15 protein-coding genes and 1 pseudogene are annotated in these 12451 nt (G+C 48.2%); 11 read left to right on the top strand and 5 right to left on the bottom strand.

Going from position 1 to position 12451, the window contains the following annotated elements; translation table 11 throughout:
• Window positions 1-113 precede the first annotated feature (113 nt).
• Window positions 114-1004, bottom strand: coding sequence for a LysR substrate-binding domain-containing protein (locus L1285_RS01500; protein ID WP_235410691.1), 891 nt, complete (start codon window positions 1002-1004; stop codon window positions 114-116).
• A 139-nt stretch (window positions 1005-1143) separates the two neighbouring features.
• On the opposite strand from L1285_RS01500, the gene L1285_RS01495 reads away from it, so the two are divergent.
• Window positions 1144-1908 (top strand): isocitrate lyase/PEP mutase family protein, encoded by a 765-nt coding sequence (locus L1285_RS01495; RefSeq protein ID WP_235410690.1) that lies wholly within the window; start codon window positions 1144-1146, stop codon window positions 1906-1908.
• Here the strand turns inward: L1285_RS01495 and L1285_RS01490 are convergent.
• Window positions 1897-2868: a LysR family transcriptional regulator gene (locus L1285_RS01490; RefSeq protein WP_235410689.1), complete on the bottom strand. Its 972-nt coding sequence runs from the start codon at window positions 2866-2868 to the stop codon at window positions 1897-1899. The two genes, L1285_RS01495 and L1285_RS01490, sit on opposite strands and share 12 nt — an antisense overlap.
• A 158-nt stretch (window positions 2869-3026) precedes the next feature.
• Here L1285_RS01490 and L1285_RS01485 point away from each other — a divergent pair, with 158 nt between their 5' ends.
• The 5 genes from L1285_RS01485 (at window position 3027) to L1285_RS01465 (ending at window position 7016) form a co-directional block, all read left to right on the top strand.
• Window positions 3027-4235: an MFS transporter gene (locus tag L1285_RS01485; RefSeq protein ID WP_235410688.1), complete on the top strand. Its 1209-nt coding sequence runs from the start codon at window positions 3027-3029 to the stop codon at window positions 4233-4235.
• The gene (locus tag L1285_RS01480; protein WP_046006288.1) at window positions 4232-4789 is read left to right on the top strand and encodes a hypothetical protein; all 558 of its coding nucleotides are present in this window, start codon (window positions 4232-4234) and stop codon (window positions 4787-4789) included. Before L1285_RS01485 ends, L1285_RS01480 begins: the two co-directional genes overlap by 4 nt.
• A gap of 4 nt (window positions 4790-4793) precedes the next feature.
• A complete protein-coding gene (locus L1285_RS01475; protein WP_235410687.1) occupies window positions 4794-5195 on the top strand; it encodes a hypothetical protein in 402 nt (133 codons plus the stop codon).
• A complete protein-coding gene (locus L1285_RS01470) occupies window positions 5182-5793 on the top strand; it encodes an SCO family protein (RefSeq protein WP_235410686.1) in 612 nt (203 codons plus the stop codon). The genes L1285_RS01475 and L1285_RS01470 overlap by 14 nt, the downstream gene beginning before the upstream one ends.
• A gap of 215 nt (window positions 5794-6008) precedes the next feature.
• Complete coding sequence (locus tag L1285_RS01465) at window positions 6009-7016, top strand: DNA cytosine methyltransferase (RefSeq protein ID WP_235410685.1); 1008 nt, start codon at window positions 6009-6011, stop codon at window positions 7014-7016.
• Here the strand turns inward: L1285_RS01465 and L1285_RS01460 are convergent, their stop codons facing one another.
• Both L1285_RS01460 and L1285_RS01455 read right to left on the bottom strand, forming a co-directional pair.
• Window positions 7017-7868, bottom strand: a complete 852-nt coding sequence (locus tag L1285_RS01460; protein ID WP_235410684.1) for a NaeI family type II restriction endonuclease — start codon at window positions 7866-7868, stop codon at window positions 7017-7019. It abuts the gene before it with no gap.
• Window positions 7869-8132: 264 nt separating this feature from the next.
• Window positions 8133-8318 carry a hypothetical protein gene (locus L1285_RS01455; protein WP_046006291.1) on the bottom strand — a complete coding sequence of 62 codons (186 nt, stop codon included), beginning with the start codon at window positions 8316-8318 and terminating at the stop codon, window positions 8133-8135.
• A 239-nt stretch (window positions 8319-8557) separates the two neighbouring features.
• Here L1285_RS01455 and L1285_RS23805 point away from each other — a divergent pair, with 239 nt between their 5' ends.
• The 4 genes and pseudogenes from L1285_RS23805 (at window position 8558) to def (ending at window position 10663) form a co-directional block, all read left to right on the top strand.
• Entirely contained in the window at window positions 8558-8788 is a 231-nt protein-coding gene (locus L1285_RS23805) for a hypothetical protein (RefSeq protein WP_328284986.1), read from the top strand.
• Window positions 8789-8803: 15 nt separating this feature from the next.
• A pseudogene (locus L1285_RS23800) lies at window positions 8804-9103 on the top strand (isochorismatase family protein); the annotation flags it as partial.
• An 11-nt stretch (window positions 9104-9114) separates the two neighbouring features.
• On the top strand, window positions 9115-10074 hold the full coding sequence (locus tag L1285_RS01445; RefSeq protein WP_235410683.1) for a GlxA family transcriptional regulator: 960 nt from the start codon (window positions 9115-9117) through the stop codon (window positions 10072-10074).
• 73 nt (window positions 10075-10147) lie between these two features.
• Complete coding sequence (gene def / locus L1285_RS01440) at window positions 10148-10663, top strand: peptide deformylase (RefSeq protein WP_235410682.1); 516 nt, start codon at window positions 10148-10150, stop codon at window positions 10661-10663.
• A gap of 71 nt (window positions 10664-10734) precedes the next feature.
• Here the strand turns inward: def and L1285_RS01435 are convergent, their stop codons facing one another.
• Window positions 10735-11358 carry an FMN-dependent NADH-azoreductase gene (locus L1285_RS01435; RefSeq protein WP_235410681.1) on the bottom strand — a complete coding sequence of 208 codons (624 nt, stop codon included), beginning with the start codon at window positions 11356-11358 and terminating at the stop codon, window positions 10735-10737.
• Between the two features lie 124 nt (window positions 11359-11482).
• Between L1285_RS01435 and L1285_RS01430 the strand changes: the two genes are divergently transcribed.
• Complete coding sequence (locus tag L1285_RS01430) at window positions 11483-12436, top strand: LysR family transcriptional regulator (RefSeq protein WP_235410680.1); 954 nt, start codon at window positions 11483-11485, stop codon at window positions 12434-12436.
• Window positions 12437-12451: the final 15 nt, after the last annotated feature.

The raw sequence follows: 12451 nt of genomic DNA, 5'->3' as shown, positions 1-12451 counted from the left end.
CAGGCGGTACTGTAACAACAAAAAGCACAATTTATAAACAAAAGGGTGAGGAATTAAATCAACTTTGTTTTACATCAAGCCTGAGCATGATTTCATGCCCAGAACATATAAGGTTATATATCCTGCGCTTTTAACCAGGTCATAAATGCCTGCAAGCGGGCCAGGCGAGCCGAATTAGGGTCGTACACCAGATAGCGCTTCACCGGGTTTGGGTGGGGCAGTTTGAATGGAATAACCAGTTCGCCACTGTCGAGCTGACGACGGCATAAGTAGGGCACCGCCAGAGTCACGCCATGACCACTGGCCACTGCGCTGAGTGCCATATCCGTGCTGTCTACATAAGTCCAGTGAGGGTGGTCGACATATCCCGTTACCTGTTGCGCCTCAAACCAACTTGGCCAATCGTATGCGCCGGGCTGCGCCAAAGATACCAGCCAGGTCGCCAACAGCTCGGCCGGCGTCTTAAGTGGTAATGACTGTGTCAGCTTTGCCGAGCATATCGGCAATACCGGTGAAGCACCAAAATACTCACAGGCCAGCGCGCTCGGGGTGTGCTGTTCGACCTGTGTGCCGAAGCGGATCGCCAGGTCAATGCGGGCGTGTTGTAAATCTTCAAAGCTGGCGGATGAGTGCAGGCGAATGCGGATCTGCGGATACAAACTCGCGAATTCCTGCAACCTGGGCATCAGCCATAGGGTATTAAATGCCTGGGTAGAGCTGATGCTGAGCTCTCCCGCCAGCTCCTCCTGACGCAGGCAGTTTATGCCCTGATCTATCCTAGTTAAGGCAGGCCCGGTGTGCTCCAGCAAAGTTTCACCCGCACGGGTTAGCTGCATATTACGCCCGGCTCTGACAAACAGTCGCTGCCCCAGCTGTTGCTCCAGCAAGCGCATTTGCTGGCTGACCGCAGCCTGTGAAATACACAGTTCAGCCGCAGCCAGGCTATAACTCTGGTGTCTTGCCGCGCACTCAAAGGTGACCAGCAAATTGATATTTTTAAACACGACTGAGGTAGTTCCGGCTTCATGAAAAGCCGTATTATAAGCAGAGCTTATAATACAAGTCGATTTTTATCGTTGGTCTTTAGGCGCCTATATCCGCACTATGAGGTCCGTAAAACAACAACCTAATTAGCGAGATAAGATGCAAGCATTCAAACAACTCCATCAACAAACAACCCCGTTTTTACTGGCTAATGTGTGGGACGCGGCCAGCGCCAAAGCAGCGCAGCAAGCAGGGTATCAGGCACTGGGTACTTCCAGCGCGGCAGTGGCCAGCGTACTGGGATACGAGGACGGTGAACAAATGGCTTTTGAGGAGCTACTGTTTATGGTGACTCGGATCAGCAAAGCGACCGACTTGCCCCTGAGTGTCGATATCGAGGCCGGTTACAGTCGTGACCCACAACAAATTGCACAATTTATTGAAAAACTGGCAGAGCTGGGCGTGGTGGGCATTAATTTCGAAGACAGTGTGGTCTCCAATGCAACACGCACCCTGACAGATAGCGATGAATTTGCAGCACATTTAAAAGCCGTTCTCCATCACTTAGCAACACAACAGACCAATATGTTTATCAATGTGCGCTGCGATGCTTTCTTATTGGGCCTCGACAACGCCCGCGAGGAAGCACTGCGCCGGGCTCAACAATATCAGCAAGCGGGCGCCGATGGCTTGTTTCTGCCCTGTATTACCGAACACGCAGACATTCTGGCCATAACAAGCGCATGCCCATTACCCTTGAATGTGATGGCAATGCCCGGATTATCAGACGTTAACACGCTTGCCGGCCTTGGAGTTAAACGGATCAGCATGGGCAACTTTGCGTTTGAAAACGCGCATACTCACTTGACTGACATGCTCACGCAGATCCGCTCGCAGGGGAGTTTTACCACCTTATTTGGCTAAGCAGCTAAACTGAACTTGCGAAGGCCAGTGCTGCGCCCAGGTGTGGGTCGGGGTTTCTTGTTGTGCTTCCAAAGCCGCAATCAAAAAATCTAAAAATACCCGTACTCTGGCAGGCAGATACTCGCGCTTAGGGTAAATGGCGAACACGCCGCCCTCTGGCATGGGTGCCCTGAAAGCGGGATAGAGGGATACCAGCGCGCCGCTTTCCAGCCCCGCTTTGGCCAAAAAGTGTGGTAACTGCGCAAACCCCAGGCCATCGGCGCACAATTGCGCCATGGCCTCACCATCATCGGTAATATGGGTACGGTTTAGCTCACAGAGCTGATATTCACCCTGCTCATCTGGCAAAAAAATGGGTTGCAGCTGCTGTGTTTCTTTGATTTTAAAGCCAATCCAGGCATGCTCAGTAAACTCGGCACAATTGGCTGGTGTGCCATATTGCTCAAGATATGCAGGTGAGGCGCAGACCACAAAGTCCATCGGGCTCAGACAGCGGGCAACCAGTCGGCTGTCTTTGACGTAACCGGTACGTAATGCCACATCAATATCCTGCTCAATGATATCCACATGCATATCGTCAAGAGACAACTCCAGTGTGATCTGGGGGTAACGCTGGCAAAATGCTTTGAGTAATGGACGCAAATATAAATGGCCATAGCAAACAGCACTGTTGACCCGCAGCCGTCCTTTTGGCGCATCATTGTGCTGCCTGAGCTCTTCTTCACAGCTGTTCAATGCCTGGATACTTGAGCGTACCGTTTGCGCGTAGTGCCGTCCGGCTGAGGTGATCTTCAGTTGCCGGGTAGAGCGCTGAAACAAGGTCACACCCAGCTCAGCTTCGAGCCGACTCACGGCTTTGCTGATAGTTGATGGATCGGTGTTGCAAACCCGTGCTGCTGCCGCAAAGCTCTGCTCGTCACAGGTGGCCAGAAACAAGGTCAGTGATCTCAGTTTATCCATATAATCAGTCCTGTGCGTTGGGTAAACACCACACTATACCTCACTATATCAGCAATGATTCATGAATAGTATTCACGACTAAATGGCCAAATCGCTGGTTTTTCCGTCTCACTGAACCGCCTAGAGTAATCACAAAGTGACTCAGGAGGCCACAGACTATGTTACAGCACACTGCGAACCATGCAGAAAACTCAGGATTTAGTTATTTTTGCCTGGCATTCGTTGCCATGGCCGGACTGGCCTATCTCAACTTTTTACCTGCCGTTGTGGATGCGCTGGCAGGCGGGATTGGTTTTTCCGCACAGCAGGCCGGTACTCTGGTGGCCAGCAATGGTTATGGCGCATTAGTGGGCAGTATCTGCGCCATCTTTGTGGTTCGCCATGTTGGCTGGAAACCGGCTTTACTGTTCACCTTTATCGCATTAGGCGTTATGGAGCTCAGTACATCAGCATGGAGCACTTACACAGGTTTGCTGGTCTGGCGATTTATCGCCGGGGTACTGGGTGGCTTTAGTGTCGGCATCTCATTTGCCATCCTGGCGCGTTTAACCAATCCGGACAGAGCCTTCGGCACCTTGCTGTTTATTCAGTTCAGTATCGGCTCTGTGGTGATCTATGCCGTGCCTGCACTTGAGCGCCAGCTCGGTGGCTACGCCGTGTTTTATATCATGGCCGCAGTGGTTTTTATCGCTTTGCTCTTTTTGCCTTTGCTGCCGGCCTTAACGGCGGGACATAAACCCAAACAGCATTCAAAACGTCTGCGTTTAACAGCCAAAAGCGCCCGGTTGCTGCTGGCGATGCTGCTCTATCTGGTTGCAGCCAGCGGGATTTGGGCGTTTGCGGGCCAGATGGGCCTAAGTGCAGGCCAGTCTCAAGCCCAAGTCAGCCAGATCATTGCACTGACCGGTTTACTGGGACTGGCAGGCGCGTTACTCCCCATTCTGAAACCAGGTCAGACACACCGCACACTGTATTTATGTGGCAGCATATTGCTCTCTTTTATGGCTGCCTTACTGCTCATTTATGCGCATTTTGACCTCGTCTACATGCTGGCGTTAGCGCTGTTATTTTTTTCCTGGCCCGCGGTGCATGCCTACCTGCTCGCCCTCATCGCTGAGCAGGATAGCTCAGGACAGCTTTCATCCGTCGCAGCCGTGATATCCAGCATTGGGGTGGCATCTGGCCCACTCCTTGGTGCGGCGCTATTAAGAAACGATATCTATACCATGATGCTGTGTGCCTTTGCAGCCCTGTTTACCCTTTGTCTGCTCTTGCTGCAACGCCCATTAAAAAGCCCCGCGCAGCGTCAATCACAGCTAAGTACAACCGCCAACCATAAATACCAAACTACCAGGAGTACCCGATGATCAAATACCTACTGAACAAAATGCTCATATCGATGCAAAAAAAATATGACTACGACGTCACGTATATGCAGGACATTCTGTCCGCGGACCTGAGCGCATTTTTTAAATACCTGAAATTTCAGTCCATGGCAGGCTATCGTGGAGGTCTGCCTGCGGCACCTTTATATGCCGCCAGGTTACGCGCCATCTTATGGGACGACTGCGGCCCTTGTACTCAGCTGCTGGTCAATATGGCACTGGAAGCGGGCGTGCCTGCAAACCAGGTCAGCGCAATCGTCAACAAAGACCTGGCTGCATTGCCTGATGAACTCGCTCAGATAGTGGAGTTTACCGATCTGGTGTTAGACCATAATCCCGGTGCTGATGACATTCGCCCGCATATCCGTGCCATGTGGGGAGAGCAGGGGCTGATTGCCATCGCGTTTAGTATCAGCTCCTGTCGAGTCTATCCGGCCCTTAAATATACCTTAGGATATGGTAAAGCGTGCAGCCGTGTGGTCGTGAATGAGCAAACGCTGACGCCGTCAGACAAAAACCGTTCAGTAACAGGATAATGCTATGCGAAGTCAAACCACCACAGTCGTCGCCGTTTTGCTTGGACTGGCGGCGCTGGCCAACGGCGTGTTTATGCTGCTTTACCCGCAACAGTGGTATTGGAGTGTGCCCGGAGTGCCTGACCGGGGGTTCTACAATCAGCACTTTATACGTGATATCGGTATGTTGTATATGCTGATTGGCGGCGCGTTTAGCTTTGGTGCTTTTTATGCCCGCTACCGTTTTCAGCTGTGGCTGTTTCCTGCTTTATGGTTGAGCAGCCACGCGCTATTTCATTTTTGGGAGGTGCTGGTCGGGATCTGCGGGCCGATTTTTCTGCTGATTGATTTTGCTGGCGTCACCTTACCTGCATTATTGGCGCTGGGGTTGTGCTGGCAAGCAAAGAGGGCAGATGAAGATGCATAACAAGTACGCGCTATTGCTCACCCTGCTTATCGGCTGCGGGCTCGGCGTGCTGATCCCCATTACGCAACCCGTGCAACCCGGCACTGCACAGGCCATGATACAAAAAGCCGAACGTCCCCTGGCACCATTTGAGCTGCAAAGTGCATACGGCCAGTTTGATCAGCATGTGCTGCAAGGGCAGTGGACAATCATGATGTTTGGGTTCACACATTGTCCGGATATTTGCCCAACCGCACTGTCCCGCTTAGCCGCACTGGAAACACAATTAGCAGCACTTTCCATCCCCCGGCAGCCCAGGTATGTGTTTGTATCCGTCGATCCACAAAGAGACTCAGTCACAGAGCTCGACATCTATGTACGTCATTTCAGCCCTTCATTTATTGGTGTTACCGGTCACCCCGATCAACTCAAGTTACTCGCTCGAAGCACAGGAGCACAATTTCAGGTAAATAGTGCCCCCGACAACTATCAGGTTGCGCATTCCACCGCGCTCCTTTTGCTTGATCCGAGCGCGACACTACGGGGCCGATTTGATATTAACCAAGACCTGAGCGAACTGGCAGCTCAGTTGAAGCGCTTCATTCATAGATCTCATTGACTGGTTGTTCGAACACTTCGCCTAGGCAAAAACAAAGCAACTTTACTCAAAATACTTAAGATATTGACTAGAAATAAAAAAGGCTGACATGTAGGTACCCCTTCACTTTCTGCACTTGTGAAGTAACGCTAAATAAGTAAAATTGGCCTCTTTTAATTGATTAACCCAATAGGTACTGTATACTTAAACAGTGCTTTATTTCAGGGCTGGATTATATGAACAACTCCTACACGTCAATAGAGATCTGTGCTGGTGCCGGTGGACAGGCTTTGGGACTACACCAAGCAGGCTTCAAACATAAGCTATTGATTGAAATAGATAAGCCAGCTTGTAAAACCTTAGAACTTAATAATGATAAGTTAAAATTGGGATGGGAAAAAATTCAAGAAGGATGCGTAGAAGAATTCGCTCGTAATGAATCCCATAACTACAAAGGAACGGACTTAGTCGCTGGAGGTGTGCCTTGCCCGCCTTTTTCGAAAGCAGGAAAACAACTAGGAAAAGACGATGAACGAGATCTATTTCCAGCAGCATTAGAAATAGTTGAAAAAGTGAACCCCAAAGCAGTATTGATTGAGAATGTAGCAGGCTTACTGGAACCCAAGTTTGAAGCTTACAGAGCAGAAATCAATTTCAATTTAAATCAACTTGGCTACTCCACTTTTTGGAAGTTACATAATGCATGCGACTTTGGGGTTCCTCAGCTTAGGCCTAGAGTCACGTTAGTAGCTCTAAAGCCTGAGTTTGCAAAGTTTTTTTCTTGGCCAACCGAAATTATCAAGCCACCAACTGTGGGCGAGGCTCTTTATGATTTAATGGCTTCAAACGGCTGGGAAGGTGCAGATGAGTGGAAACTAAAAGCAAATAAAATAGCCCCCACATTAGTAGGAGGATCAAAAAAGCATGGAGGTCCAGACTTGGGTCCATCTCGGGCAAGAAAAGCATGGAAAGAGCTTCATGTAAATGGTTGCCTTATTGGGAATGAACCACCTGAAAAGGGGTTCACTGGTTACAAAGACAAAGTAGAATACCAAGGTATGCCATTAATTACGGTTAGAATGGCAGCGAGAATACAAGGTTTTCCAGACTGGTGGGAGTTTTATGGAAAAAAAACCCCCGCTTATCGGCAGGTTGGGAATGCGTTTCCTCCTCCTGTAGCTAAATCTATTGGTTCAGCTATTTTTGAAGCGTTAAATAAGGCATCTTGCCAAAAAGTGGCATAACTAGCTCTCAGGTACGCAAACAAAATGCTCTGTCGTTACACCTGTAAAGCCCAACTTTTCAAGCTTCGCTTTATCTTCTCGATTACCTCCCCATAATACTGTTAGCCCTTCAAGGGCTAATATATCCCTGGCTCCACCATTTCCTCGAATTCTTTTCATATAGTCTTTTTGTTGTGCAACACACTCAACTAACCTACGCCCAATCAGTTCGTTCTGAAAACGCCTGAACAAGTTTGCTAACCGAGTACTTCCGCCCTTTGGTTCTAAAATTTCTCGTCGATCATCGTCACCCAAGTGTAAAAAGAAGTTTCTAGGCAGCTGTCCATCTTTTACGAGCCACAAAATCTCATTCTTGCCTTCTTTTGAAATAGTGCGTTTCCCATCTCTGTTTTTCCCTTTATTCAAAACTCTATCTCTGCATATTAACAAGCCAAACTGAAAAGACGATTTCCTATCATTTGACAATAACAAAATACAGATTTCATCTACGGCCTCGCTTGGAATTGTCCAGTTAGAGCCAATCGTATTCTTCACATCAACATCTTTCTCACCAATTAACAAATCTAGCTTTCTACCTTTTTCTAACCCAAAGGTGTCGCGAAACACTATCTCTACCTTAGTTCCAATATAAGTTTTCTCTGTTTTTTCTAGCTCTTCAATGCTGTATCGATTTGTTCTTGGCATATCAATTACTTCGTCAAGCGAATTCCTTAATATCCCGCCAACAATTGCTTCTAAATCTGAATCACTATCCGCGTATTCAGAAAAAAACTTGAAAACACTTATCAGTTGCTCGTTCTCAGGGTAGGCATTTAAATAAGCCTCTAAATAAGAATTCCTTTTTAAATTCAATTACTATACCTCCGTTAAATAATTTAGAATTTATGCATGGACGTTCAATAGATTGCTTAATTTGGTCAAGCATGTAAAGGGGCTTTACACTCTGTGAATGGGAAGACTAACAGATAAAGAAAAAGGCAGCCGCTGGCTGCCTTTTTTCGCGATTAATTCGCTTTTTTGATCGCTTTTTTCAGCTTTTTGATTTTCGCTTCATGTTTTGCGATCTTACCAGTACGTTTTTGTACTTCTTTCTTCAGCTTTTTAACATCAACTTTCTTAGCCATCTTGATCTCCTTTGACCGGTTTCTCTTGTTCTGGCTTGTGTTTTTTCACAAACCGCTTAATAAACTTTCTGATCTCGCGGGAAGAAGATGAATCCAGCTCATTGCACAAGGCAACAAACTCATCTCTTTGCGCTTTATTAATACGCACAATCAACTGTGCATCTTTATTATTTGCCATGCTCTGCTTCCTGCTAAGAAGACAACCTGTGTGGTCACCCTCTGTGTATATACAACGTATATACATAATCGAGCACTGTCAACCCACAAAACATTAAAGTGTCATATTGGTTTGATTTCGGCGTGCATATTTTATGGCCAGATATGTCTTATTTACGACTCTGTTTAGGCTCTTCCGGCGGTGAAAAACCCATTAAACTGAATCTCTAAAACATGACGACATGAACAGGAAAATACATTATGAATAAAGCACTCCTTGTTATAGACACTCAGGACTCTTTCTATCATACGCCTTACTGGTCGGAACGCGACCTTGCAGACTTTCAACACAATCTGACTCAGCTGATAGCGGCATTTCAGTGCAATCAGCACAAAGTGGTAAAAGTCCTTCATAGCCGTGACGATATGCCGGATAGCCCTTTCAATTCGGCATCCGGGTTGGTTAAACCCATGGCCTTTTTGGATACGTAGTTTGATAAAACCTTTTATAAGTCTGTACACAATGCCTTTACCGATACAGGGTTGGCTATGTGGTTGAAAAGAAATAACATAGACTGTGTGGCCATCGCGGGGATCCGCACTGAGCAGTGTTGCGAGACCACCGCCCGTGTCGCAAGCGACTTGGGTTTTCTGGTCGAGTTTGTCACCGACGCGACCCTAACGTTTGATATGCAACATCAGCCAAGCGGTCAGCGCTTTAGCGCCGACGAAATCAAGGTCCGTACCGAACTGGTATTGGCTGAGCGTTTTGCCACAATCTGCAAACCACAGGACTATGTGGCCTAAGGAGGAGAAAAATGCCAGCACCGCAACAGTTTTACTTTGTCCTGCTACAAAATACCTTACCGCTTGACCTGGCTGGGCCATTGCAGGTGTTGCTCGAGGCCCGCCGTGCCGGGCTGTCACTTGATCTTCACTATGTCAGTGCCGAGGATGAGCAGGTAATGGATGGTGGCCTGGCATTGCATCAGCTCAAGCCGCTCCCCGAGCGGCTAAATGCTTCGGATGTGATCATATTACCTGGCTGCAACCATTCGTTTTCCAGTTATGACAGCGCAGCGGGAATACGTACCCAACAATGGCTAAAAGCACAGGCCAGATATGACCCTTATATACTTACTATTTGCTCGGGTGCCGTTTTGGCGGCCAAAGCCGGCTTGATGGATCATAAAGCCTGTACAACACATTTTGCGCTGATTGAGCGCTTTCGCCAGGCCTTTGTGACGGCCAAAGTGAGCGATAACCGCATCTTTGTACAGGATAACAAGCTATTTAGCAGTGCAGGCATTAGCTCGGGTATAGACATGACGCTGCACTTTGTCTCATTGCAGTTTGGCGAACAGATTGCCGCTGGGGTCGCCCGGGAGATGCTGGTTTATTTTCGTCGCAACGGACAGGACCCACAGCTCAGCCCCTGGCTGCGTTATCGAAATCATATGCACCGTGCCTTACATCAGGTGCAGGATCAGGTTTGTCGCCAACTCAGTCATCCGCATAGCCTGCAATCACTAGCAAACCAGGCCAACCTCTCGGTTCGTCAACTCACCCGTGTGTTCAAACAAAATCTGGGGATCACACCAGGTGAATATGTCAGTGGCATTAAAGTGGCACATGCCAAAGCCCTGCTATCTCACAGCAATCTGCAAATTGAAGCCATTGCCGATGCCTGTGGTTATAACAGCGCACGCCACTTTCGTCGCGTCTGGAATCAGTTTGAGTCGCTTTCTCCCTCGCAATACCGACAGGCTTACCAGTAGCGCGTGGGTTTGACTGGATTTACCTTTAATTAAGCATTAAGCTGTGGTTTTTCATGGAGATAACAACAATACGATGGCAATATTAGAGATTCTAACCGCCCCCGATCCAAGGTTGCGCGTAGCAGCCAAGCCTGTCACCAATGTGGCATCAGTACAAACACTGATAGACGACATGCTGGAGACTTTGTATGCCACCAGCAACGGCATTGGGCTGGCAGCAACTCAGGTGGGTCGAGAAGAAGCCGTTGTGATCATTGATCTTTCGGACGAGCGTAACGATCCCCTGATCCTCATTAACCCAGAGGTTGTGAGTGGCAGTAACAAAGCAATGGGTCAGGAGGGCTGCTTGTCTGTGCCAGATTACTTTGCCGATGTTGAACGCTTTACCGAGGTCACAGTGTCTGCACTGGACCGCAATGGCAAACCCATTACAGTACAAAGCGATGAGTTTCTGGCCATCGTGATGCAACATGAAATCGACCATTTGTCGGGCAACCTGTTTATTGACTACCTGTCGCCACTCAAGCGTCAAATGGCGATGAAAAAAGTTAAAAAATACGTCAAGGCACACAGTAAACAAAGCGCCTGAATCAATAGCACAAGCTCAAATATCAGCCAACCAGGGTCAATTTAACATAAAGCCTAGCTGGCTATTGAGGCTCAGGCAATTGCACCTATCCACTGATCCACCTGAGCTTTCGCCTGTTCGGTCGCCACTTCACTGCCAATATCCGGCATACTGATCCCATATGCGGTGATCACATCAATGTTCGTAATGCCAATAAAGCCAAGCACCTGCTTCAGGTAGGGCACCTGAAAGTCGACTGAGTGCATTTCAGGCTGAGACATATCGGCACCGGCACTGGCGATGATCACCGCCTGTTTGCCTTCCAATAATCCTTTCGGTCCTAGCTCTGAGTATGAGAAGGTCAGCCCGAACCGACAGATCTGATCTATGTAGTTTTTCATCAAGCTCGTGACACTGAAATTGTGCATCGGAGATGCAAAAACAATAATGTCGGCCAGTTTCAGCTCATCAATATAAAGCAATGATGGCTGTGCTATTTCAGTTTGCTCAGCAGTGAGCGCATTCTGATCGCCATAGAAACTATTGAGAATTTGATTATCATAAACCGGCGCCGGGGTTTTGCTCAGGTCTCGTATTGTAAAAGCCAGGGTTTCGTTTGAATTTTGCAATTGTGCTTGCAAATAGTCCGCTATCTCACTGGATACGGAAAACTCATTTGCAGGACTGGACTTTATAATAAGCACTTGTTTTTTCATAAATATAGCCAAACTAACTCGATATTTTCGGCTATTATTACTATTTATCTGATGACCAGAAAGCGCCTAAATCACAAATCAGTTTTGTCTTTATGACAAAAATAAACTAGATTACCTGAGATGAATGGCATCTTGGATCACGATGGATAAACTCAGAGCGCTACGCTATTTTAAACGTGTTGTTGAATTAAACAGTTTCAGTGCGGTTGCCGAGGAATGCTCGGTACCGGCTTCCTCGATATCAAGACGCATCCGGGATCTGGAAGCATCGCTCGGGATCGAACTGGTCAAACGAACGACTCGCCATGTCAGCATTACCGATCTGGGCCAGCTCTATTACCAGCATATCGACGAAATCCTCAGCAGGCTAAACTACGCCGATGAACTGCTCTCGCAAAGCATGGATAACCCAAGTGGCACACTCAAGATAAGCGCGCCGCCCGGCCTGGCTCAGGCACTGCTTGTTCCTTTGTTTCGACACTTTCGGAAACAATTTCCGAACATTCTGCTCGACCTGGATTATACCAATGAATATGCATTGTTCGGCCAGGACTCCGTAGACCTGGCTATCAGGGGCGGGCCCATCGACGACGCCCGTCTGATAGCCAGGCCGCTTATTCGCAGTGGCTTTACACTGTGGGCCCATACTCAACTGGCCAATGAGCTTAACACTCAGTTTGGCTCTGCCAATTGGTCGCTTGACCAGCTATCACAGTGTCCGGCCATCATGTTTCGCAATAAAGCGGCCATTGTGCCTTGGTGGGTACAAACAGGGGACGACTGGCTGCCGGTATCGACACAACCCGTTCTGATCTGTAATGACAGCGCGACCTTACTGGATGCGCTCGCTCACGGCGAAGGTTTGTTGCTGGCACCCGACTGGCTACTCACGGCGCACCTGAAAGAGCAGGTTACGCCGGTTGCCAGACACCTTAGCTTGTCGCCAGCCAAGACACCACAGGTAGAGATCAACCTGGTATATCAGCATGCCAAATATCAGCTCCCGAACATAAAACTCAGCGTTGACTTTATCTGTGACTATATGCGTACTCATATGGCCGATCTGGTAAAATCCTGATCCAATCTAAGTTAC

Origin of the sequence: Pseudoalteromonas sp. DL2-H2.2 (genome assembly GCF_021532535.1) — a bacterium.
Classification (GTDB): domain Bacteria; phylum Pseudomonadota; class Gammaproteobacteria; order Enterobacterales; family Alteromonadaceae; genus Pseudoalteromonas; species Pseudoalteromonas rubra_A.
Note: the sequence above shows the minus strand (reverse complement) of the source record. Positions and strands in the feature narration are given on the sequence as shown.

Excerpts from the sequence above, each read along its gene's own strand:
- L1285_RS01435 (WP_235410681.1), bottom strand. The coding sequence starts at position 11,358 with ATGAAAAAACAAGTGCTTATTATAAAGTCCAGTCCTGCAAATGAGTTT.
- L1285_RS01475 (WP_235410687.1), top strand. The coding sequence starts at position 4,794 with ATGCGAAGTCAAACCACCACAGTCGTCGCCGTTTTGCTTGGACTGGCG.
- L1285_RS01490 (WP_235410689.1), bottom strand. The coding sequence starts at position 2,868 with ATGGATAAACTGAGATCACTGACCTTGTTTCTGGCCACCTGTGACGAG.
- L1285_RS01455 (WP_046006291.1), bottom strand. The coding sequence starts at position 8,318 with ATGGCAAATAATAAAGATGCACAGTTGATTGTGCGTATTAATAAAGCG.
- L1285_RS01495 (WP_235410690.1), top strand. The coding sequence starts at position 1,144 with ATGCAAGCATTCAAACAACTCCATCAACAAACAACCCCGTTTTTACTG.
- L1285_RS01480 (WP_046006288.1), top strand. The coding sequence starts at position 4,232 with ATGATCAAATACCTACTGAACAAAATGCTCATATCGATGCAAAAAAAA.
- L1285_RS01465 (WP_235410685.1), top strand. The coding sequence starts at position 6,009 with ATGAACAACTCCTACACGTCAATAGAGATCTGTGCTGGTGCCGGTGGA.
- L1285_RS01430 (WP_235410680.1), top strand. The coding sequence starts at position 11,483 with ATGGCATCTTGGATCACGATGGATAAACTCAGAGCGCTACGCTATTTT.
- L1285_RS01470 (WP_235410686.1), top strand. The coding sequence starts at position 5,182 with ATGAAGATGCATAACAAGTACGCGCTATTGCTCACCCTGCTTATCGGC.
- L1285_RS23805 (WP_328284986.1), top strand. The coding sequence starts at position 8,558 with ATGAATAAAGCACTCCTTGTTATAGACACTCAGGACTCTTTCTATCAT.
- def (WP_235410682.1), top strand. The coding sequence starts at position 10,148 with ATGGCAATATTAGAGATTCTAACCGCCCCCGATCCAAGGTTGCGCGTA.
- L1285_RS01485 (WP_235410688.1), top strand. The coding sequence starts at position 3,027 with ATGTTACAGCACACTGCGAACCATGCAGAAAACTCAGGATTTAGTTAT.
- L1285_RS01445 (WP_235410683.1), top strand. The coding sequence starts at position 9,115 with ATGCCAGCACCGCAACAGTTTTACTTTGTCCTGCTACAAAATACCTTA.